Origin of the sequence: Pseudothauera hydrothermalis, from assembly GCF_003345255.1 — a bacterium.
Taxonomy (GTDB): Bacteria; Pseudomonadota; Gammaproteobacteria; order Burkholderiales; family Rhodocyclaceae; genus Pseudothauera; species Pseudothauera hydrothermalis.
On sequence record NZ_CP029331.1, the window covers coordinates 2,661,536 to 2,682,500 of the forward strand.

Here is a 20,965-nt window from a genome sequence, read left to right on the forward strand (position 1 = left end):
ACCCTTTCAGGCGCGCAACGCATGGATCAAAGCGTACCCTGCCCAGGTCATCAGCAGGGTGCCGGCCACATGCAGCAGCATATGACCGGCCAACCAGCCCCACTCACCGCGCTGGGCAAGATGGAAGGCTTCAGCGGAAAAAGTGGAAAAAGTAGTCAGCCCGCCGAGTAAGCCCGTGGTTAAAAACAGTTTGAGCGCAGGGCTAACACCCGACCAAATTTGCAACAGCGCCAAGACGCAGCCCATCAGCAAGCCACCGACCCAATTGGCGGTGAGCGTCCCCAGCGGCAGCAGCGGCAAAACCGGATTGAGCAGCACCCCCAGTCCCCAGCGCAGCCAGGCGCCGCAGGCTGCGCCCAAACCCACGGCTAAAAAAGCAGAAGCGGTTGGCATGAGCATTGGGCGCTAGCTTTTAGCGCCTTGCGCGGCAAGCTCAGTCTGTGCGCCCGTCGTCAGCCGCACGCCGTCCGGAAAGTGCACGGTACGCGTCGGGAAGGCGATTTCCGCGCCATGGCGAGCGATGATTTCGGCGATTTTCAACATCACATCCTGCTTGATCTCATGAAAGGCCACCCAGGCGGTGGTGCGGGTGAAGGTATAGACCATGATATCGAGCGAGGAGGCGCCGAACTGGTTGAAGTTCACGATCAGGGTCTGCTCCTGGTCGATTTCCGGATGCGCGCGCAGCATGGCCTTGATGTCGGCGACGATATCGGCCACCCGGTCAATGTCGTCGTATCGCACGCCCACGGTTTCGTAGATGCGGCGGTTGGTCATGCGTGAAGGATTTTCCACGGTGATTTGAGTAAAGATCGAATTCGGTACATAAAGCGGACGCTTGTCAAAAGTGCGGATGCGGGTCAAGCGCCAGCCGATTTCTTCCACCGTGCCCTCGATCTGCTTGTCGGGCGAACGTATCCAGTCGCCGACCACGAAAGGGCGGTCCAGATATACCATCAGACCGCCGAAGAAATTGGCCAGCAGATCACGGGCCGCAAAACCCACCGCGATGCCGCCGATGCCGCCAAAGGCGAGTACCCCGGAAACCGAAAACCCCAGGCTCTGCAACCCGACCAGCACCGCGGTAATCAGCACCGAAACCCGCAGCAGTTTGCCGACCGCATCCACCGTGGTGCGATCGAGCGATTCTCCGCGAGCCAAGCGCTGGCGCATCACGCCATCTTGCACATTGCGGATGAACTGCAACAAAAACCAGGTAATGCAGCCGATCACCCCCACGGTACGCGCAGGCACAACTGCCTGGAAAATTGCGGTATCGGTTTCGGCTTGCACGATCTGTGCCGCAAACGCGACCCCGACGATCCAGGCCAGCCAGGTCAATGGGCGCCGTGCCGCGGTGATCAGCGCATCGTCCCAGGGCGTGGACGTCTGCAGCGCGCGCGCCTCCAGCCGGGCCAGGGTGCGGCGCAAAAAGAAATTCGCCACCACTACCGCCAAAACCACCAAAAAAACCTGGGCAATCAACATCAAGGTGGCGTCGCCGCCAGTGATTTCAGCCAGAAGCTTATCTACAGGGGTGTCGTCCATCGAAAACTTGCCATCGTCGGGCGCATTGCGCATGGCCGAATTCTACCCGAGCCTGGCCGCACGCCGTCGATCGCACCCGCGCATCGGCTACAATGGCGCGCGTTTTTACGCTGGCATCGGTCGCCGGCGCCTCCCAGTCCGAACTGACATCCATGAGCCACCACACTCCCAAAGACAGCGCGCCTGTCGCGAGCAATTTCATTCGCAACATCATCGAAGAGGACAATCGCAGCGGCAAATGGAGCGGCCGCGTGGAAACCCGCTTTCCGCCCGAACCCAACGGCTATTTGCACTATGGTCATGCCAAATCGATCTGCCTGAACTTCGGTCTGGCCGAACAGTACGGCGGCGCCTGTCACCTGCGTTTCGACGACACCAATCCGGAAAAGGAAGAGCAGGAGTATGTCGACGCCATCATCGAGGCGGTTCGCTGGCTGGGTTTCGACTGGGGAACGCACCTGTACTTCGCCTCGGATTACTTCGACCGCATGTACGAATGCGCCGAATACCTGATCCGCGTCGGCAAAGCCTATGTGGATTCACTGTCGGCCGAACAGATACGCGCCTTGCGCGGCACGCTCACCGAACCGGGCCAAAACAGCCCCTACCGTGACCGCAGCGTAGAAGAAAACCTCGACCTTTTCCGCCGCATGCGCGACGGCGAGTTTGCCGACGGCGCGCATGTGCTGCGCGCCAAAATCGACATGGCCAGCCCCAACATCAACCTGCGCGACCCGGTCATTTACCGCATTCGCAAGGCGGTGCATCACCGCGCCGGCAACAAGTGGTGCGTGTATCCGATGTACACCTTCGCGCACCCGATCGAAGACGCCATCGAGCGCATCACCCACTCGATCTGCACGCTGGAATTCGAAGACCAGCGCCCCTTCTACGATTGGCTGCTGGATGCACTGGCCGAAGGCGGTTTTTTCCCTCGTCCGCTGCCGCAGCAAATCGAGTTCGCGCGGCTGAACCTCACCTATGTGGTGCTTTCCAAGCGCAAGCTGATTCAACTGGTCGACGAAGGTCATGTGGCCGGCTGGGACGACCCCCGCCTGCCCACCTTGATCGGTGCGCGCCGCCGCGGCTACACGCCGGAAGGTTTCCGCCGCTTTGCCGAGCGCATCGGAGTGTCCAAGGCGGATTCGTGGATCGACATCGGTGTCTTGGAAGAATGCATGCGCGAGCATCTGAACGAAGTGGCCGAACGCCGGGTGGCGGTGCTCGATCCGTTGAAACTCATCATCACCAATTACCCGGAAGGCCAAAGCGAGCGCTGTCAGGCCCCCAACCACCCGCTCAAGCCGGAGCTGGGCAAGCGCGACCTGCCTTTCAGCCGCGAGCTGTGGATCGAACGCGAAGACTTCATGGAAGAACCGGTCAAGGGCTACCACCGCCTCTACCCCGGTAACATGGTGCGTCTGCGTTACGGCTTTGTCATCCGCTGCACCGGCTGCCAAAAAGACGCCAACGGCAACATCACCGCGGTACTGGCCGAATACCTGCCGGACTCCAAGTCCGGCACCCCGGGGGCGGACAACTACAAGGTCAAGGGCAACGTGCATTGGGTCTCAGCCGCGCACGGCTGCCAAGTGGAAGTGCGGCTTTATGACCGCCTGTTCGCCCATCCCTACCCCGGCGCACGCCGCGACGGCGACCCCGACGGGCAGGAACGCGACTTCCTGGACGATCTCAACCCCGAATCCAAGCGCACCCTGCGCGCCTGGGTGGAACCATCGCTCGGTCACGCGCGGCCGGAAGCACGCTTTCAGTTCGAGCGCCACGGCTATTTCGTGGTCGACCGCGTGGATTCGCGCGACGGCGCGCCGGTGTTCAACCGCACGGTCACACTCAAAGACACCTGGAAAAAATAGCGACAGACCGGCCATCGGCGCCGACGGCGGCACGCGGCCTCGCCGTTCAATCTCTTTGCCGGCCGGGACCGGGCCAACGCGCCGCGCGATGCATCGCCCTAGCGATTTGCGCCAGATCAAACCGCGCTGCAATCGCCCGGCACCGGGCACGGACGGGTTCTAGACTGAAATACAGGCCCTGGCCGCGGGCGCGCGTCGATTTGCGTACTCCCGGCCATTTCGGTCAAACAGGAGGGGATCATGAGCTTCTTCGATTCGCCGATCGCGCCCTGCACAACAGTGCATGAGATGGTCTTGCTGGACGAAACCCAGCAAGAATGCGCCCACGAGCACCACTGCCCGCCCGAGCGCGAATGCCCGCTGGCGGGCTGTTTTACTGAGGTGAGCGGCATCGATCCGACACACGCCGAGCAGTTCAAGCCAGCACAGCGTGCCCCCTGAACCGTCACCGCACGGTGAGGCGGCGCGCCAGCGTTCGGATACAAAAAAAAGGCGGCCGAAATCCGGTTCCGATCTGCCGGCCGGCGCGCTTCAGGTCTTGGTTTGCCGAATACCGCACGCTGCCTTCGCGCGGCCTGAGCGCGACCATCGTCGGTCTGTGCGAGAATGCGGGGCGCTTTTTGCGCCGCGCCCGCATAGGGCTAACCGCTACCTCAACGGACTGACCCAAAATCCATGGACTGGCTGCATGTCGTCGTTCTCTCGGTGCTGCAGGGGCTCACCGAGTTTCTGCCCATTTCCAGCTCGGCACACCTGATCCTGGTGCCCGCGCTGACCGGCTGGCCGGACCAGGGTTTGGCCTTCGATGTGGCGCTGCACATCGGCAGTCTTTCCGCAGTGGTGATCTACTTCCGACGCGATCTTTACGGCATGGCGGGGAGCTGGATACGCTCGCTGATCGACCGTCGGCTCGATGCCGACGCCCGCCTGGCCTGGGCGGTGCTACTTGGCACCATTCCGGTGGGTCTGGCCGGCTTGGCTGCCAAGGACATCGTCGAAACCCACCTGCGCTCGCCAGTGGTGCTGGCCTTTGGCTTGATCGCCTTTGGCCTGTTGCTGAGCTGGGCGGACTGGCGCCATCGCGGCACCCGCAGTGAATACCAAATGACCTGGCGGGACGTGCTCTTCATTGGCTGCGCCCAGGCGCTGGCCTTGTTTCCCGGCACCTCACGCTCGGGCATCACCATGACCGCAGCGCTGCTGGCCGGCTTCAGCCGCCAAGGCGCTTCACGGTTTTCTTTTCTGTTGTCCATCCCGGTGATCGTGCTCGCCGGTGGTCTGGAAACCAGCGAATTGTTGACCGGCACTCAGCCGGTGGACTGGGGGGCGCTGTGGCTGGGCGCGGTTTTGTCGGGCATCAGCGCCTATCTGTGCATCCACTATTTCCTGGCCTTCATCAACCGCATCGGCATGCAGCCGTTCGTGGTTTATCGTCTGCTGCTCGGTGCGGCGCTGCTATGGCTTTATCTTTGAAAATGCGCTGGCCAGATGCGACGGGAAACGCCGCATCAGCGCCAGTAACAACGGCAAGCCCAGCAGTGCCAGCCCAGCGGTGAGGATGAAAAACGCCGCCCAGTCGCCGTTCAGACGGTCGACCAGGTAACCGGCCGAGGCCGACAGCCAGATCCGCGACAAGTTACCCAGTGAGGCAAGCAGCGCATACTGGGTGGCGGTATAGGCCACGTTGCACAGCCCCGACAAATAAGCCACGAACGCCACGGTCACCAGCCCACCGGTGAAGCTGTCAGAGACCACCGCCAGCGCGAGCATCCACTTCTGCTGGCCGACCACGGCAAGTGCCGAATAGGTGAGATTGGTCGCCGCGGTCAGGAAACCGGCGACGAACAGCGCGCGCAACACGCCGATACGCGCCGCCAGCACGCCGCCGAGGAAGACCCCGAGCATGTTCGCCGCAAAGCCATACACCTTGGAGACCTCGGCAATGGTCTCCAGCGAAAAGCCCAGTTCGCGGTAGAACACCCCGGACATGCGCCCCAGCATGGCGTCGCCGAACTTGAACACGAAGACGAAAACCAACACCAGCAGCCAGCCATCGCGCCGCACAAACTCGGCAAAAGGCGCCACCACCGCGTTATACAGCCAGGCCGCCACCGCCGCCCCTGCCGGCAGACGGGCGGCCAGACGTGCGCGCACCGCGGCCTCCTCCTCGGCCACCCGGCGCGGGACGGCGCGCACCGGCTCGGGGCTGGCGAGAATGGCCAGCACGCCGACCAGCACCGCCAGCGCAAGGATCTGGTAGGACGCCTGCCAGCCGAACTGCCCGGCCAGCAGCAGCCCGCCGGCGCCGCCCACCAGTGTGCCGCCCAAGTGCCAGCCCCAGATCGCCACCGCCGAACCGGCGCCGTACTGTTCGGGCGCAAGCGATTCGATGCGGTAGGCGTCGATCACGATGTCCTGGGTGGCGCTGGCGGTGGTCACCAACAGCGTGGCCACTGCCATCATCCACAGGTGCTGGGCAGGCGCCGAATAAGACATCCACAGGATGGCGCCGATCAGCGCGATTTGCGTGGCCAGCGCCCAGCCGCGCCGCCGCCCGAAGCGGTCGGTGAGCCAGGGCAGGCGCAGATGGTCGATCAACGGTGCCCACAGGAAGTTGATCGCATAGGGGGTGGCAGCCAGCGCAAACAGGCCGATGTCGGTACGGCTCACACCTTCGTCGCGCAGCCAGATCGACAGGTTGGAAAACACCAAGGGCGCCGGCAAGCCACTGGAAAAACCCAGTGCCAGCAGCGTCAGCATGCGCCGATTCAGATAGGTGGCGAAGGCCGCCGCCAGCCGGGCACGCATCAGAAGCGCTCGTCAGCACGCAGGTAGCGCCACTGTCCGAGCGGCAGATTGCCCAAGCGCACCCGGCCGATGCGCACCCGCTTCAAACCGACCACCTTGAGGCCCACCAGTTCGCACATACGGCGGATCTGGCGTTTGCGCCCTTCGCGCAGTACAAAACGCAACTGATCCGGGTTGGCCCATTCGACCTGGGCCGGACGCAGTTTGCGGCCGTCCAACTCCAGACCGTGGTTGAGCAGGGCCAAACCCTCGGCCGACAGCCGGCCCTCTACCCGTACCAGGTATTCTTTGTCGACCTGTGCGTCATCGCCAATCAATTGGCGGGCGATCCGGCCATCCTGGGTGAGCACCAGTAAACCGGTGGAGTCGATATCCAGCCGCCCGGCCGGCGCCAACCCCTTGAGCCGGCCCGCGGGGGCTGGCGGTGCGATGCCGCGATCGAACTGCCGGTCGGCGGTAATCAGTGCCACCGCCGGCGGGTAGCCCGGCTCCGGCTGACCGGACACATAGCCCACCGGTTTGTGCAGCAAAACGGTCAGGCGCGCTGCCTGCTGGCGCCGCGCTGCGGGCGACAGCGTAATGCGCGCCGCCGGATCGATGCGGGTGCCAAGTTCGGTGATCTGCCGCCCCTCTACGAACACCCAACCGCGCTCGATCAGTTGGTCGGCCTCGCGTCGCGAACACAGCCCGCGCTCGGCCATGACCTTGGACAGCCGCACCAGCACCGGCGCTTCTTCTGGCCTATCGTCGACATGCGACGCAGTTTGCTTGGGCGGTTCGGACGTACACCTGCGTAGCCGAAGCGTGCCGGCAACACGGCGCGGCGCCGGCGCGGGGGGCGTTTTATGGGAAGCGTTCACCAAAAAACCTCGGGGCTGACAAAAGGCCGGAGCAAAGGGCTCGGACCAAAGCCGAGCATTATCCCGGAAACGGCACTGGCTGCGCGGAACGGATCACACTCGCGGCGCCTGCCCGGCTTGCTCCTCGCGCCCGTTGTCCGGCAGGCCATCGAAAGTGCTCCAGCCTTGCGCCCGGCCAGTGGGCGGCAGCTCGGCGCGCAGCGCCTGGTGCTCGTGCAAATGCGCCTTGGCAATGAAATGGGCGGAAATTGGTGCGGTCAGAAAGAGGAATACGCTAATCAATACCTCGTGGATAGACAACGTGCCCTCGATACCCAAAAAAAACAGCATGGAGGCCGCCAACGCACCGCCCACACCCAGCGTGGTGGCCTTGGTGGGCGCATGCAGCCGAGTGAGCAGTTCCGGCAGTTTGACCAGGCCGATCGAACCGATCAAGGTAAAGATGCCGCCGAGCACGATCAGCACCGACACCAAAAGTTCGAGCAGGAAATTCATCGTCGTCTCACTCGATCACATCGCCGCGCAGGATGAAGCGGCAGTAGGCCACGGTGGAGATGAAACCGAACATGGCAAAAAGCAGCGCCGCCTCGAAAAAAATCGTGGTGCGCTGTGCGATGCCGTACAGAATGATCAATGCAATGATGTTGATCACCATGGTATCGACCGCCAGCACACGGTCCATCAGCGTAGGGCCGCGCAACAAGCGCCACAGGTTGAGCAGCACCGCCAGCGACACCGCGAAATAGCCAAAATTGAGAGCCTGTTCGATCACGGGAAAATCTCCATCAAGCGGGCTTCATAGCGCGCTTTCATCTGCCGTACCGCTTCTTCGGCATCCGGCGCGTCCAGACAATGCACCAGCAGACTGCGGCCGTCGGCCGAAAGGTCGCAGGACACCGTGCCGGGCGTCATGGTGATAGTGCCGGCCAGCACGGTAATCGCCTCAGGCGAGCGCAGTTCCAGCGGCACGGTCACCCAGCGCACATGCAGTTGGTCGGCACGCCGGAACAGGATCAGACGGGCAACCTGCAAGTTGGCCACCACCACATCCCAGGCCACTACCGCCATATAGGCGAGTGCCTTACCGTAAGCCTTCACCGGCGGACGCTCCGGCCAGAAGTTGCGGGTCATCACCGGGATCACCACCCCGAGCAGGCTGCCCATCAACAAGCCGCCAATACTGAAGCTGTTGAGCAACAGCATCCACAGCGCAATTAGCACCACGGTCAGCAGGGGATGCGGCAGCCAGCGCTGCATGAAACTCATGAAACTGCGCCCGTCGTTGTCGGACCTGTCGGCCATCACTGTCCTCCTTCTGCCGCGCCCAGCACCGCGTCAATATAGCCGGCTGGCGCAAAGACCTGCTCCGACGCCTGTTCCAGCCACCCATGGACCGGCCCAGCCGCCGCAGTCAGCGCCACCAGCACCGCCAGCAAGGCACCCACCGCCACGATTGGCAACGCTGGCGCCGGCCGCCGGCTCGAAGACACAGGCGCCGGGAAGGCATGACTCTTCCAGAACAGCAGGCTGCCGGCCCGCGCAAAACCCAGGATGGCAAGCAGCGAGGTAGCCAGAATCAGCGTCCAGAACCACACCGCCTGCGGATGTGCGCGCACCGCATCGAGTACCAGCAGCTTGCCCAGAAAGCCCGATAGCGGCGGCATGCCGACCACCGCGATGACCGCGGCGAAGAACAGGCCGGCAATCAGCGTTCCCTGAGCGAAGCGCGGGGCCGGCACCAGCCGGTCACGCGGCACGCCACGGCGCTCGGCAACCAGGTCGGCGATCAGAAACAACGCTGCGGCGGCAAAAGTGGAATGCACTAGGTAGAACAGCGCGGCGCTGAGCGCCTGCGGGGTAAACACCGCCACGGTGGCAAGCAGCATGCCCATGGAGCCGATCACCGCGAAGCTGGCCATCTGCCCCAGGCTGCGCGCGGCAAACACTCCGCCCATGCCCAGCACCAGGGTCAGCAGACCCGCCGGCAGCAGCCAGGGCGCGGCAATCCATGCCGCCTGGCCGGCCTGCTCGCCGAAGGCCAGCACATACAGACGGACGATGGCATAGGCGCCGACCTTGGTCATGATGGCAAACAGCGCCGCCACCGGACCGGGCGCATTGGCATAGGTGCCGGGCAGCCAGAAATGCAGTGGCACCACGGCAGCCTTGAGGCCGAACACAAGCAGCAGCAGCACCGCACCGGTCTGCAGCAGCGCCTGGTCGGCAGCCGGCACCTGCGGCACTTTGAGCGCCAGGTCGGCCATGTTGAGCGTGCCGGTGACGCTGTAGATCAACCCGACCGCGATCAAAAACAGCGAAGATCCGACCAGGTTGGTGACCACATACTGCACGCCGGCTTTGACCCGCAAGCCGCCACCGCCATGGACCATCAGGCCATAAGAGGCAATCAGCAGGATCTCGAAAAACACGAACAGGTTGAAGAAGTCGCCGGTGAGAAACGCACCGTTCAGGCCCATCAACTGGAACTGGAAGAGCGGATGGAAGTGCTTGCCGCGCTCGTCCCAGCCGCCGATCGCGTACAGCAGCACGCCCAGGCCGAGTGCGGCGGTGAGCACCAGCATCAGCGCGGAGAGGCGGTCGAGCACCAGCACGATGCCAAAGGGCGCCACCCAGTCGCCCAGCGCATACACGCGGATGCTGCCGTCGCCAGCCATCGCCAGCAACGCTACGGCAAGGACCAGCAGCAGCACGCAGGAAGCCACCGCAAACACCCGGGAAAGCAGACGGTCATGGCGGGCGGCAATCACCAGCACTGCCCCACACACCGCCGGCAGCAAGATGGGGAGAATGAGCCAGTGGTTCATTCGCTCTCCTCGACGGTATCGGGACGTACCGCCCCACCCTGTTTGCGGCCGAGCAGCTTCCAGTCGTCCGCGCGTGCCTCGGGCGAGGACTCCCCAGGCAGGTCGACATGGTCGTTCCCGGTTTCGAAATAGGCGCGCAAGGCCATCACCACGACCAATGCGGTCATACCGAAGGAAATCACGATCGCGGTCAGCACCAGCGCTTGCGGCAACGGATCGACATAGGCCGACGATCCGGGGCTAATCACCGGCGGCCGATTCACCGCCAAGCGGCCGGTGGCGAACAGAAACAGATTGGTGGCATAGGTGAGCAGCGACAGGCCGATGATCACCGGGAAACTGCGCGCGCGCAGCACCAGGTAAATGCCGGCAGCGGTCATGGCGCCGATCGCAGTGGCGATGAGGAACTCCATCAGTGCGACTCCCCGTTCGGCACGGCGCTCGGATCGACATCCATCGCCGTCTTGTTGATCGGGCGGTGCGCGGTCCACCGCCCCATGCGCGACAGATTGGCCAGCGCCAGCATCACCGCGCCGACCACGGTGAGAAAAACACCGGTGTCGAAGGCCATCGCGCTGGCCAGTTCGAACTCGCCGACCACCGGCAGATGCACATGGGCGAAGGCCGAGGTCAGGAAGGGACGGTCCATCACCATGGCCGCGGTGCCGGTGGCGGCCGCCACCAACACGCCGCCGCCTATCATCGCGTGGTACTTCACCTTGACCCGCTGCGCGGCCCAGCCGAAGCCACTGGCCATGTACTGCATGATCAGCGCGATCGACACCACCAGCGCGGCGATGAAGCCGCCGCCGGGTTGGTTGTGGCCGCGCAAAAAGATATAGGCGCCGACCAGCAGGGCGAGCGGCAGCATGACCCGGGTGGCGACCACCATGATCATCGGGTGGCGGTCCACCGAGACCGGCAGGTCCGGCGTCCACGCGCTCAGCCGACGCGCAACGCGGCCATGTAGCGCACCGTCCAGCAGAGCGTAAATGGCCAGCGCGGCGATGCCGAGCACGATGATCTCGCCGAAGGTGTCGAAGCCGCGAAAATCCACCAGGATCACGTTGACCACGTTGGTGCCGCCCCCGCCGCTGACCGCATTCTCCAGGTAGTAGGTGGACAGCGAGCTGCCGTCACGGGTCATCATCGCCCAGCTCGCCGCCGCCATGCCGCCGCCGGCCACCAGCGCCAGCACCGCGTCGCGCAGATGGCGCAGCGGCTGCGCGCGCACCGTACTGGTCACCGGGCTTTCCTTGGGCAAGAAGTAAAGAGCGAGCAGGATCAGGATAACCGTAGTGACCTCCACCGAGATCTGTGTGAGCGCCAGGTCGGGAGCGGACAGGTAAATGAAAGCCACGCACACGATCAGACCCACGGTACCCACCACCAGCACCGATAGCAGACGCTTGCGGAAAAACACCACGGTGAGCATACAGCCGGCAAGCAGCAACACCCAGGCCACCACCGCGACCGGCGGCACCGGCAGCGGCGCGCGCGTGCCGGCCGCGTGCGGCGCGCCAAGGAAGGCGGCAAAGGCGGCCAGCACCATGGCCGTGAGGATGAAAGCCAGGTAGCGCTGCTGCGAGCCGTTGTGCAGACCATCGATGAGCCGTTCGGCCAGCGCCAGCGCACGCTGCAAGGCGGCATCGAAGATCGCCTTGGCCTGCGGATGCGGGCCAGCCTGCCACAGCGCGCGCACCCGCGGATAGGACAGGATGAGCAGCAAGCCGACCGCCACCGCCACCGCCGACATGCCGAGCGCCGGGGTGAAGCCGTGCCAGATCGACAGATGGAAGTCCGGCACCGGAGCGCCGATCACCGCGGCGGCGGTGGCGCGCACCAGAGTGCCGGCCAGGGTTTCCGGGAACAAACCGATCAGCACCACCAGCACCACCAACAGCGCGGGCGGCAACCACATGCCGGCCGGCGGGTCATGCGGCGGATGCGGATAGTCGTTGCGGCGGCGGCCGAAATACACCTGCAGGATGTAGCGGAAGGAATAGGCCACCGAGAACAGCGCACCGACCGTGGCCAGCAGCGGCACCGGCCAACCCTGCCCGGCCCAGGCGGTGTGCGCGGCCTCGTGCAGCATCATCTCCTTGGAGAGAAAGCCGTTGAGTAGCGGCAAGCCGGCCATCGAGGCCGCGGCCAGGGTGCCCAGGGTGGCAGAGATCGGCATCAGCAAGGCCAACCCGCCCAGGCGCCTGATGTCGCGGGTGCCGGTCTCGTGATCCACGATGCCGGCGTTCATGAACAGCGCGGCCTTGAAGGTGGCGTGGTTGATGATGTGGAACACCCCGGTCACCGCCGCCATCGGTGTTGCGAAGCCCAGCAGCATGGTCACCAGCCCCAGGTGACTGACCGTGGAGAAGGCCAGCAGGCCCTTGAGGTCGTCCTTGAAGAGCGCGATGAAGGCGCCGATCACCATGGTCGCCAGACCGGTCGTCGCCACCAGGTAGAACCACGCCTCGGTGCCGGCCAACACCGGCCACAGCCGCGCCATCAGAAAAAGCCCCGCCTTCACCATGGTGGCCGAGTGCAGATAAGCCGACACCGGAGTGGGCGCGGCCATCGCGTGCGGCAGCCAGAAGTGGAAAGGAAACTGCGCACTTTTGGTAAAGCAGCCGGCGAGAATCAGCAGCAACGCCGGCAGGTACAGATCCGATGCCCGAATCGCCTCGCCGTGCTGCAGGATCACCGACAGGTCGTAAGAGCCCGCGATCTGACCCAGGATCAGCATGCCGGCGATCATTGCCAACCCGCCGGCGCCGGTCACCGCAAGCGCCATGCGTGCGCCCTGGCGGCCTTCCGGCAAATGCTTCCAGTAGCCGATCAGCAGAAAGGACGACAGGCTGGTGAGTTCCCAGAACACCAGCAGCAGCAGGATGTTGTCCGAGAGCACGATGCCCACCATGGCGCCCTGGAAGAGCAGCAGGTAGCTGTAGAAGCTGCCCATCGGGTCTTCTTTGGCCAGGTAGAAGCGGGCGTAGGTGATGATCAGAAGGCCGATGCCAAGGATCAGCGTGGCAAACAGAAAGCCCAAACCGTCGAGGAAAAAGTTGGCGTTCAGCCCCAGCGCCGGCAGCCAATGCCACTGCGCCTGAACCACCTCGCCGCGCAGTACCACCGCCGGGGCGTGGACCATCAATAGCGCAAAGGCCAGCAGGGTGATGAAACCGGTGGCCAGTGCGCAGGCATTGCGGCCGGCGCGGATCATCAGCGCCGGCAACATCGCGCCGATGAAGGGCAGCATGACGATCAGGGCAAGACTCATCGACAAAACCCGATAACACGTGCGTAAAAACGGCCGGGCAGACTACCCCGGCCATGGGAAGTTCGGGCACGAACTGCGGCAGACCCTATTGCGGCAAAGTATATCGGCGGCAAAGGATGCGCACCATCGGATTCGGCATCGAACGGTATCGATCCCGGCTGCATCCACTTCGCGTCAGGCGCCGTCTGAGCCCGATGACATGCTTTCGCCCCGGCGAACCCATGGCATCGTTTCACTAGGCGAAATCAAGCCGGCCGGCTAACATTGCCGCATTCTGGAAAACCCGCAGGATCGACGTGTCACCCAATAAAACAACAACGCCGGCCACCGCGACGCCGGAGGCCAAAAACCCCATTCAGGTCATCGAGCGGATGATGAAACTGCTCGACGCACTGGCCCGCCACCCCGATCCAGCGCCGCTCAAGCAACTGGCGCTGGACACCGGTCTACACCCTTCCACCGCCCATCGCATTCTCGGGGCGATGAGCCAGAGCGGCTTTGTCGAACGTACCGAGCCGGGCGTCTATCGGCTTGGCATCCGCCTGCTGGAGTTGGGCAGCCTGGTCAAATCGCGCATTTCGCTGCGCGAAACCGCCATGCCCTCGATGCTCAAGCTGCACGCGGCCACCGGCGAAAGCGTGAACCTCGGCATCCGCGACGGCGATGAAATCGTTTACGTAGAACGCACCTCCAGCGGCCGCTCGGCGGTGCGGGTGGTGCATATCGTCGGCGCCCGCGCGCCCTTGCACACCACAGCCACCGGCAAACTCTTTCTGGCGGAAGATGGCGCCGAGCGGGTGCGCGACTACGCGCGCCGCACCGGCCTGCCTGCTTCCACGCCCAGCTCGATCACCACGCTGCAGGCGCTGGAGAAGGAGCTGGACAAGGTCCGCCGCCATCAGGTGGCGTTTGACCTCGATGAAGTGGAAACCGGCGTGCGCTGCATTGCCGCCGGCATTCGCGACGATAGCGGCGAACTGGTCGCCGGTCTGTCCTTGTCGACACCGTCCGAACGCTTCAACCCGGATTGGGCGCCGCTGGTACGCCAGACCGCCGACGACATTTCGCGCGCATTGGGCTATGTAGAACGCTGAACGCGCGGCTGCCAACCTGGCGTGCGACCGATTCAACCTTCGCGCCGGCCGGCGGCCAGCGCCAGACGTTGCAGCCCTGCGGTTTGCAACCATTCGCGCAGCCGCTTGGCGTCGTCGTCGCGCGCCCAGCGGCTGCTGGCGTTCATCAGCACGATGATCACCGGCTCGCCCTTGAGCCGGGTTTGCATCACCACGCAACGCCCGGCTTCACGGATGAAACCGGTCTTGGACAGGCCGATCTCCCAACTTGGGTCGCGCACCAGGCTGTTGCTGTTGCGGTACTGCAGCACCTTGCCGCCAACGCGCACCTGGCGCTCGTCCGACGTGGTGAACTCACGGATCAGCGGATATTCGGCGGCAGCTGCGGCCAGTTTGACCAGATCGCGCGGACTGGAGACATTGCGCGGATTCAGCCCGGTGCTGTCGTAGAACCGGGTGTCCTTGAGACCGATCATGCGCGCTTTGACGTTCATCGCCTGAATGAAAGCCGGCTCGCCACCGGGATAATGGCGGGCCAAGGCCGATGCAGCACGGTTTTCCGAAGACATCAAAGCCAGCAAGAGCATCTGCTCGCGGCTCAGACGGGCACCAATGGGCAGACGCGAACCGGTCCCCTTGAGGGTGTCGATATCCGCGTTGCTCACCGTCAAAACCTCTGACAAGGGCAACCCGGCATCGAGCACCACCATGGCCGTCATCAGCTTGGTGATCGAGGCAATCGGCAACACCGACGCCCCGTCGCGCTCGGCGAGAATCTCCCCGGTGAGCTGATGCGCCACCACGAAAGCACCCGAATGCAACCCGAGGCTGCCGATGTCTTGGGCGTGTGCCGATGTATGGGGCGCGGCGGAGACTTTACCGTTCTGCCTGGCCTCGGCTGGCGGGATCCACGATACCCAGACCGACAGCAAGACGACGAAGAAAAAAAACGCGGTTGATGAAGTTTGATGGCGCATGACCAGTCCCAGGCGGCAGGCACACCCTAGTATTCTTAATAAAAAGAAACAGATATCAAGTGTTTTTGATGTGGATTGGCAACACCGGATGCAATCGCGTGGCCATTATCCGCTGTTTTGCCCACTCAAATACGCAAAAAATCAACTACTTCACTACGCCGCGCCAGGGCGTCGCGGTATCCCAGCTCGATCAGCGCGCGGGTGTAGGCGGGTTCGAACAACAGATACGACAGCAAGGTGGAGCCTTCCCTGCGCATGGCGCCAATACCGCGCAACACTGCACTGAGCAGACGCGGCAGACTGCGCCGGTGGCGGCCGGCCATGGTGTCCAGACGCTGCGAAGGAGAGATCACCAGGGTTTCGATCGGGCGCAGCGCGATACCGGCCGCTTTGCGCTGCGCCGGACTCATCGCCCCCACCGTGGCGTTGATCCGCGTCAGACGCTCCAGATCCACCGCCAGGCTATCGAGGAAAATACTCGACAGTGCATGGCCGGCGATCTGCGCCAGCGAAGGATAGCTTTCGGTGCGTTGCCGTCCTTCTTGCGCAATCCGTCCGGCGCCGATGACCAGAATGCGGTCGGCCCCGAGATGGATGGCCGGACTGATCGGGGCGAGTTGGCGCATCGAGCCGTCGCCGAAGTATTCGCGGTTGATCTTTACCGCGGGAAATACGAACGGCAGCGCGCTGGTGGCCAGCAAATGGTCGACGCCGATCTGCGCCCGTATGCCGATACGCTGGGTACGCCGCCAGGGTTGAACTTCGGGCGCGGCCTGGAAGAATGTCAGGCTTTCGCCCGAGGTGTAACCGGAGGCGGTCACCGACAGCGCATACAGTTGTCCGGCATCGATCGCGCGGCCGATCGCGGAAAAATCCAGCACGCGCTGCAGCAAACACCGTAGCGGGGTGTTATCCAACAAAGAACGCGGCGTCTGACGCACCGCCCAGCCCAAGGTGAGCGCCGCCCCCCAGCGCAAACCGGTGCCAAACAAGGCCACCGGGTCGGTACGGTACACCTGTTCGACATAGAGGTTGCGCCAGATCCACACCAACCGGCGCACCGCGGCATTGAAATCGGCCGCATACACCGCCAGGGCGGCGGCGTTGATACCGCCGGCGGAGGTGCCGCACAGGATGGGAAACGGATTGTCGGCGCGGCGCCCGTAGAGTTCGCGGATTGCGGCCAGCACACCAACCTGGTAGGCGGCGCGTGCACCGCCGCCGGTCAAAACGAGTGCTGCCCGTTCTGCCGCCTGCGTCATCGCGTCCCCCCAAAATCGGCTGCCGGCATGCTACCGCGAATCGCCTTGTAACGCCGCGCTGCCCTCAACGGGGCAGTGGCTCATTCGCCCTGTCCGGCCTCCACCACGGTCAGCGCAGTCATATTGACGATGCGCCGCACCGTGGCCGACGGCGTCAGGATGTGCACCGGCTTGGCCGCACCGAGCAGAATCGGGCCGACGGTCATTCCCCCGCCGGCCGCGTTTTTGAGCAGATTGAAGGCGATGTTGGCCGCATCCAGGGTCGGGAAAATCAGCAAATTGGCGTCTTCTCGCATCCGGGCATTGGGGAAGATTTGCAGCCGGTGCTTGGCATCGAGCGCCGCATCGCCATGCATTTCGCCTTCCACCGGCAGCTCAGGATGCTTTTCATGCAGGATGCGCAGCGCAGTGCGCATCTTTTCGGCCGTGGGCGAATCGGCCGAACCGAACGAAGAATGCGACAGCAACGCCACCCGCGGCTCGATGCCAAAGCCTTTCATCTCCTGGGCGGCCAGCAGCGTCATCTCGACGATTTGCGCCGGTGTGGGATCGTAGTTCACGTAAGTGTCGGCCAGAAACAAGGTGCGGCCCGGCAGGCTGAGCAGGTTCACGGTATATAAATGCTCCACGCCGGGGCGCCGGCCCAGGACGGTCTCGACAAACTCGCGGTGCAGACGGTGCATGCCGTAGGTGCCGCAGATCAGCCCGTCGCCATAGCCGAATTTGAGCAACAAGGTGCCGATCAGCGTGGTGCGTCGGCGCACTTCTTTTTTGGCGTACTCCACCGACACGCCGCGGCGCTCCATCAGGCTGTGGTAGTGCTGCCACAGCTCGTTGAAGCGCGAATCGGAGTCGGGATTGACCAGCTCGAAGTCACGCTCGGCGGCAATTCGCAAGCCAAAACGTTCGATATTGTTTTTCACCACCTCCGGACGGCCGATCAGAATCGGTCGCGCCAGCCCCTCGTCCACCACGGTCTGCACCGCACGCAGCACTTTTTCGGACTCGCCTTCCGAGAAAATGATGCGCTTGGGATTTTTCCGCGCAGCCGCAAACACCGGTTTCATGATCAGCCCGGAGTGCCAGACGAAATTGTTGAGCTGGCTGCGATAAGCGTCCCAATCTGTGATCGGCCGGGTGGCCACGCCGGAGGCCATCGCCGCTTCGGCCACCGCCGGGGCGATCTTGACGATCAGGCGCGGGTCGAAGGGACGGGGAATGATGTATTCGGGGCCGAAGCCGCCGACCTTCTCGCCGTAGGCCGCGGCGACGATGTCGCTTTGCTCGGCGCGCGCCAGTTCGGCGATCGCACGCACTGCGGCAAGCTGCATCTCGTCGGTGATGGTGGTCGCCCCCACGTCCAGCGCACCGCGGAAGATGAACGGAAAGCACAGCACGTTATTGACCTGGTTCGGATAATCCGAACGCCCGGTGGCGATGATGGCATCGTCACGCACCGCTTTGACCGCCTCGGGCAGAATCTCCGGGGTGGGGTTGGCGAGCGCCAGGATCAGCGGCTTGCCCGCCATCTTGGCTACCATCTCGGGCTTGAGCACGCCACCGGCGGACAAACCCAGAAAGACATCCGCACCTTCGATCACCTCGGCCAAGGTGCGCGCTTCGGTGCGCTTGGCGTAACGCGCCTTGATCGGGTCCATCAGTGCGCTGCGGCCTTCATAGACCACGCCCTCGATATCGGTCACCCAAATGTTGTCCACCGGCAAGCCCAGCTTGACCAGTAAGCCCAGGCAGGCCAACGCCGCAGCCCCCGCGCCGGAGGTGACCAGCTTGACATGCTCGAGCGCCTTGCCTTGTATCTGCAAGCCGTTGAGGATGGCCGCGCCGACCACGATGGCGGTGCCGTGCTGATCGTCATGAAACACCGGAATCTTCATGCGCTCACGCAGCTTGCTTTCGATGTAGAAGCACTCGGGCGCCTTGATGTCTTCCAGATTGATACCGCCAAATGTGGGCTCCAACGCGGCGATCATGTCGATCAGACGATCCGGGTCGGATTCGTTGATCTCCAGGTCGAACACATCGATGCCGGCAAACTTCTTGAACAACACCCCCTTGCCTTCCATGACCGGCTTGGCCGCCAGCGGCCCGATATTGCCCAGGCCGAGCACCGCGGTACCGTTGGTGACCACACCGATCAGATTGGAGCGCGCAGTCAGCGCAGCCGCCTGCGCGGAATCGGCAACGATGGCCTCGCAGGCTGCGGCCACCCCCGGCGAATAGGCCAGCGAAAGATCACGCTGGTTGCTGAGCACCTTGGTCGGGGTTACCGAAATCTTGCCTGGGCTGGGGTTACGGTGGTAGTCGAGCGCTGCTGCGCGGATCAGTTCATCCATAGCGTGTTCTGTCTTCTCTCAGGGTCCGGTTGGCGTGGCGCACCGGAAGCCGACTATCCGCTGTCCTCCGGTGCGTGGCATAATATTAGGCTTTCGCCGACTGCGGTTTACCCTAGTATTTTCCGCAAGTCGCGGTAGCGGGGCACAGCTCTTCCCCGCAGCCCGCCGGCCGCACGCTGCGCTGCCCGACCGACGGGGACTGGTTTAGCAACCGCAACCTGGAGAGTCATCCACCATGTCCCAACGCTTTTCCGAGGCCGCCCTGGCCGCCGCCCCCGATTATGTTCGCCACCAAGGCTTGAAGCAGTGGGTCGCCGAAATTGCCGCACTCACCGAGCCCGATCGCGTGGTGTGGTGTGACGGGTCGCAGGAAGAGTACGACCGCCTGTGCGCCGAAATGGTCGCATCCGGCATGTTGATCAAGCTGAACCCGGAAAAGCGCAAGAATTCCTACCTCGCCTGGTCCGACCCTTCGGACGTCGCCCGGGTGGAAGACCGCACCTTCATCTGCTCGAAAAACAAGGATGACGCCGGCCCCACCAACAACTGGGAAGACCCGGCGGTGATGCGCGAAACCCTCAACGGTTTGTTCAAAGGCTGCATGCATGGGCGCACCATGTATGTGATCCCGTTCTCGATGGGTCCGCTGGGCAGCCCGATCGCCCATATCGGCGTGGAAATCTCCGATAGCCCTTATGTGGTGGTCAATATGCGCACCATGACCCGGATGGGCCGTGGTGCCGTCGAAGTGTTGGGCAGCGACGGCGAGTTCGTGCCCTGCGTGCATTCGGTCGGCGCGCCGCTGGCCGCCGGCGAAAAAGACAGCCGCTGGCCGTGCAACCCGGACACCAAATACATCGTGCATTTCCCCGAAACCCGTGAGATTTGGTCCTACGGCTCCGGCTACGGCGGTAACGCACTGTTGGGCAAAAAGTGTTTTGCGCTGCGTATTGCCTCCACCATGGCGCGTGACGAAGGTTGGCTGGCCGAGCACATGCTGATCCTTGGCGTGGAATCCCCGGATGGCGAAAAAACCTATGTGGCAGCAGCCTTTCCCTCGGCCTGCGGCAAGACCAACTTCGCCATGCTGATTCCGCCCAAGAGTTTCGACGGCTGGAAGGTCACCACCGTGGGCGATGACATCGCCTGGATCAAACCGGGCAAAGACGGCAGGTTCTACGCCATCAACCCGGAAGCCGGCTACTTCGGCGTCGCACCCGGCACCTCGGAAAAAACCAATTACAACGCCATGGCGACGCTCAAGGAAAACATCATCTTTACCAATGTGGCGCTCACCGACGACGGCGACGTATGGTGGGAAGGCATGACCAAAGAGCCGCCCGCCCACCTGATCGATTGGCAGGGCAAGGACTGGACACCGGAAATCGCCAAGGAAACCGGCCGTAAAGCGGCGCACCCCAATGCCCGCTTCACCGCGCCGGCCAGCCAATGCCCGTCGATCGATCCGGCCTGGGAAGACCCCGCCGGCGTGCCGATTTCGGCCTTCATCTTCGGCGGCCGGCGCGCCACCACCGTGCCGTTGGTGTATCAAGCCTTCAACTGGAACTTCGGTGTGTACATGGCCGCCACGCTGGGCTCGGAGACCACTGCCGCGGCCTTCGGCGCGCAGGGCGTGGTGCGCCGCGACCCCTTTGCCATGCTGCCCTTCTGCGGCTACCACATGGGCGATTACTTCAACCACTGGCTGAGAATGGGGCATGTGGTCGAGCACACGCCCAAGATCTTTTGCGTGAACTGGTTCCGCATGGATGAAAAGGGCAACTTCATGTGGCCGGGCTTCGGCGAAAACATGCGGGTGCTCAAATGGATCGTCGACCGCGTCAAAGGCAGGGTCGCCGCCAAGGAAACCGCGCTGGGCTGGATGCCGCGCTTCGAGGACATCGACTGGCGCGGCTCGGATGTCACCCAGGCAGAGTTCGAGGCGCTGACCCAAGTCGACGCGGACGCCTGGAAAAAAGAGCTGGAACTGCACAAGGAGTGGTTCGACAAATTGCAAGACCGCTTGCCGCGTCAGCTCGTACTCAAGCGCGAGCTGTTCGAACTAGCGCTATCGGTCTGATCGCGGCGCCGGTGCAAGACCGGCCCT

The 20,965-nt window shown here is 63.6% G+C and carries 18 protein-coding genes; 5 read left to right on the forward strand and 13 right to left on the reverse strand.

Features of this window, described 5'->3' with window-relative positions; genetic code table 11:
- Positions 1–6: 6 nt before the first annotated feature.
- Both crcB and DIE29_RS12705 read right to left on the reverse strand, forming a co-directional pair.
- On the reverse strand, positions 7–393 hold the full coding sequence (crcB, locus tag DIE29_RS12700; RefSeq protein ID WP_114650335.1) for a fluoride efflux transporter CrcB: 387 nt from the start codon (positions 391–393) through the stop codon (positions 7–9).
- Between the two features lie 12 nt (positions 394–405).
- A complete protein-coding gene (locus DIE29_RS12705) occupies positions 406–1,581 on the reverse strand; it encodes a mechanosensitive ion channel family protein (protein WP_205409739.1) in 1,176 nt (391 codons plus the stop codon).
- Positions 1,582–1,700: 119 nt separating this feature from the next.
- Here DIE29_RS12705 and DIE29_RS12710 point away from each other — a divergent pair, with 119 nt between their 5' ends.
- From DIE29_RS12710 to DIE29_RS12720, 3 genes are all read left to right on the forward strand, one after another.
- Complete coding sequence (locus tag DIE29_RS12710; RefSeq protein WP_114650337.1) at positions 1,701–3,422, forward strand: glutamine--tRNA ligase/YqeY domain fusion protein; 1,722 nt, start codon at positions 1,701–1,703, stop codon at positions 3,420–3,422.
- A gap of 240 nt (positions 3,423–3,662) precedes the next feature.
- The gene (locus DIE29_RS12715; protein WP_102042686.1) at positions 3,663–3,863 is read left to right on the forward strand and encodes a hypothetical protein; all 201 of its coding nucleotides are present in this window, start codon (positions 3,663–3,665) and stop codon (positions 3,861–3,863) included.
- A 234-nt stretch (positions 3,864–4,097) separates the two neighbouring features.
- Positions 4,098–4,895, forward strand: coding sequence for an undecaprenyl-diphosphate phosphatase (locus DIE29_RS12720; RefSeq protein ID WP_102042687.1), 798 nt, complete (start codon positions 4,098–4,100; stop codon positions 4,893–4,895).
- Here DIE29_RS12720 and DIE29_RS12725 read toward each other — a convergent pair.
- From DIE29_RS12725 to DIE29_RS12760, 8 genes are all read right to left on the reverse strand, one after another.
- Complete coding sequence (locus DIE29_RS12725) at positions 4,878–6,230, reverse strand: AmpG family muropeptide MFS transporter (protein WP_114650074.1); 1,353 nt, start codon at positions 6,228–6,230, stop codon at positions 4,878–4,880. The genes DIE29_RS12720 and DIE29_RS12725 overlap by 18 nt on opposite strands.
- On the reverse strand, positions 6,230–6,955 hold the full coding sequence (locus tag DIE29_RS12730) for a pseudouridine synthase (RefSeq protein ID WP_237269458.1): 726 nt from the start codon (positions 6,953–6,955) through the stop codon (positions 6,230–6,232). Before DIE29_RS12730 ends, DIE29_RS12725 begins: the two co-directional genes overlap by 1 nt.
- A 228-nt stretch (positions 6,956–7,183) precedes the next feature.
- A complete protein-coding gene (locus DIE29_RS12735; RefSeq protein ID WP_102042689.1) occupies positions 7,184–7,585 on the reverse strand; it encodes a Na+/H+ antiporter subunit G in 402 nt (133 codons plus the stop codon).
- Positions 7,586–7,592: 7 nt separating this feature from the next.
- Positions 7,593–7,862, reverse strand: a complete 270-nt coding sequence (locus tag DIE29_RS12740; RefSeq protein WP_108080755.1) for a K+/H+ antiporter subunit F — start codon at positions 7,860–7,862, stop codon at positions 7,593–7,595.
- Entirely contained in the window at positions 7,859–8,392 is a 534-nt protein-coding gene (locus DIE29_RS12745; protein WP_114650075.1) for a Na+/H+ antiporter subunit E, read from the reverse strand. The genes DIE29_RS12740 and DIE29_RS12745 overlap by 4 nt, the downstream gene beginning before the upstream one ends.
- On the reverse strand, positions 8,392–9,915 hold the full coding sequence (locus tag DIE29_RS12750; RefSeq protein ID WP_114650076.1) for a monovalent cation/H+ antiporter subunit D: 1,524 nt from the start codon (positions 9,913–9,915) through the stop codon (positions 8,392–8,394). Before DIE29_RS12750 ends, DIE29_RS12745 begins: the two co-directional genes overlap by 1 nt.
- Positions 9,912–10,328, reverse strand: a complete 417-nt coding sequence (locus tag DIE29_RS12755; RefSeq protein WP_114650077.1) for a Na+/H+ antiporter subunit C — start codon at positions 10,326–10,328, stop codon at positions 9,912–9,914. The genes DIE29_RS12750 and DIE29_RS12755 overlap by 4 nt, the downstream gene beginning before the upstream one ends.
- Positions 10,328–13,192: a monovalent cation/H+ antiporter subunit A gene (locus DIE29_RS12760; protein WP_114650078.1), complete on the reverse strand. Its 2,865-nt coding sequence runs from the start codon at positions 13,190–13,192 to the stop codon at positions 10,328–10,330. Before DIE29_RS12760 ends, DIE29_RS12755 begins: the two co-directional genes overlap by 1 nt.
- Positions 13,193–13,563: 371 nt before the next feature.
- Here DIE29_RS12760 and DIE29_RS12765 point away from each other — a divergent pair, with 371 nt between their 5' ends.
- The gene (locus DIE29_RS12765) at positions 13,564–14,286 is read left to right on the forward strand and encodes an IclR family transcriptional regulator (protein ID WP_102042695.1); all 723 of its coding nucleotides are present in this window, start codon (positions 13,564–13,566) and stop codon (positions 14,284–14,286) included.
- Between the two features lie 32 nt (positions 14,287–14,318).
- On the opposite strand, the gene DIE29_RS12770 is transcribed toward DIE29_RS12765, so the two are convergent.
- From DIE29_RS12770 to DIE29_RS12780, 3 genes are all read right to left on the reverse strand, one after another.
- Positions 14,319–15,242 carry a serine hydrolase gene (locus tag DIE29_RS12770; protein ID WP_114650079.1) on the reverse strand — a complete coding sequence of 308 codons (924 nt, stop codon included), beginning with the start codon at positions 15,240–15,242 and terminating at the stop codon, positions 14,319–14,321.
- A 125-nt stretch (positions 15,243–15,367) separates the two neighbouring features.
- Complete coding sequence (locus tag DIE29_RS12775) at positions 15,368–16,504, reverse strand: patatin-like phospholipase family protein (protein WP_114650080.1); 1,137 nt, start codon at positions 16,502–16,504, stop codon at positions 15,368–15,370.
- 80 nt (positions 16,505–16,584) lie between these two features.
- Complete coding sequence (locus tag DIE29_RS12780) at positions 16,585–18,858, reverse strand: NADP-dependent malic enzyme (RefSeq protein WP_114650081.1); 2,274 nt, start codon at positions 18,856–18,858, stop codon at positions 16,585–16,587.
- Positions 18,859–19,093: 235 nt separating this feature from the next.
- Here DIE29_RS12780 and DIE29_RS12785 point away from each other — a divergent pair, with 235 nt between their 5' ends.
- Positions 19,094–20,938, forward strand: a complete 1,845-nt coding sequence (locus tag DIE29_RS12785; RefSeq protein WP_114650082.1) for a phosphoenolpyruvate carboxykinase (GTP) — start codon at positions 19,094–19,096, stop codon at positions 20,936–20,938.
- Positions 20,939–20,965 lie beyond the last annotated feature (27 nt).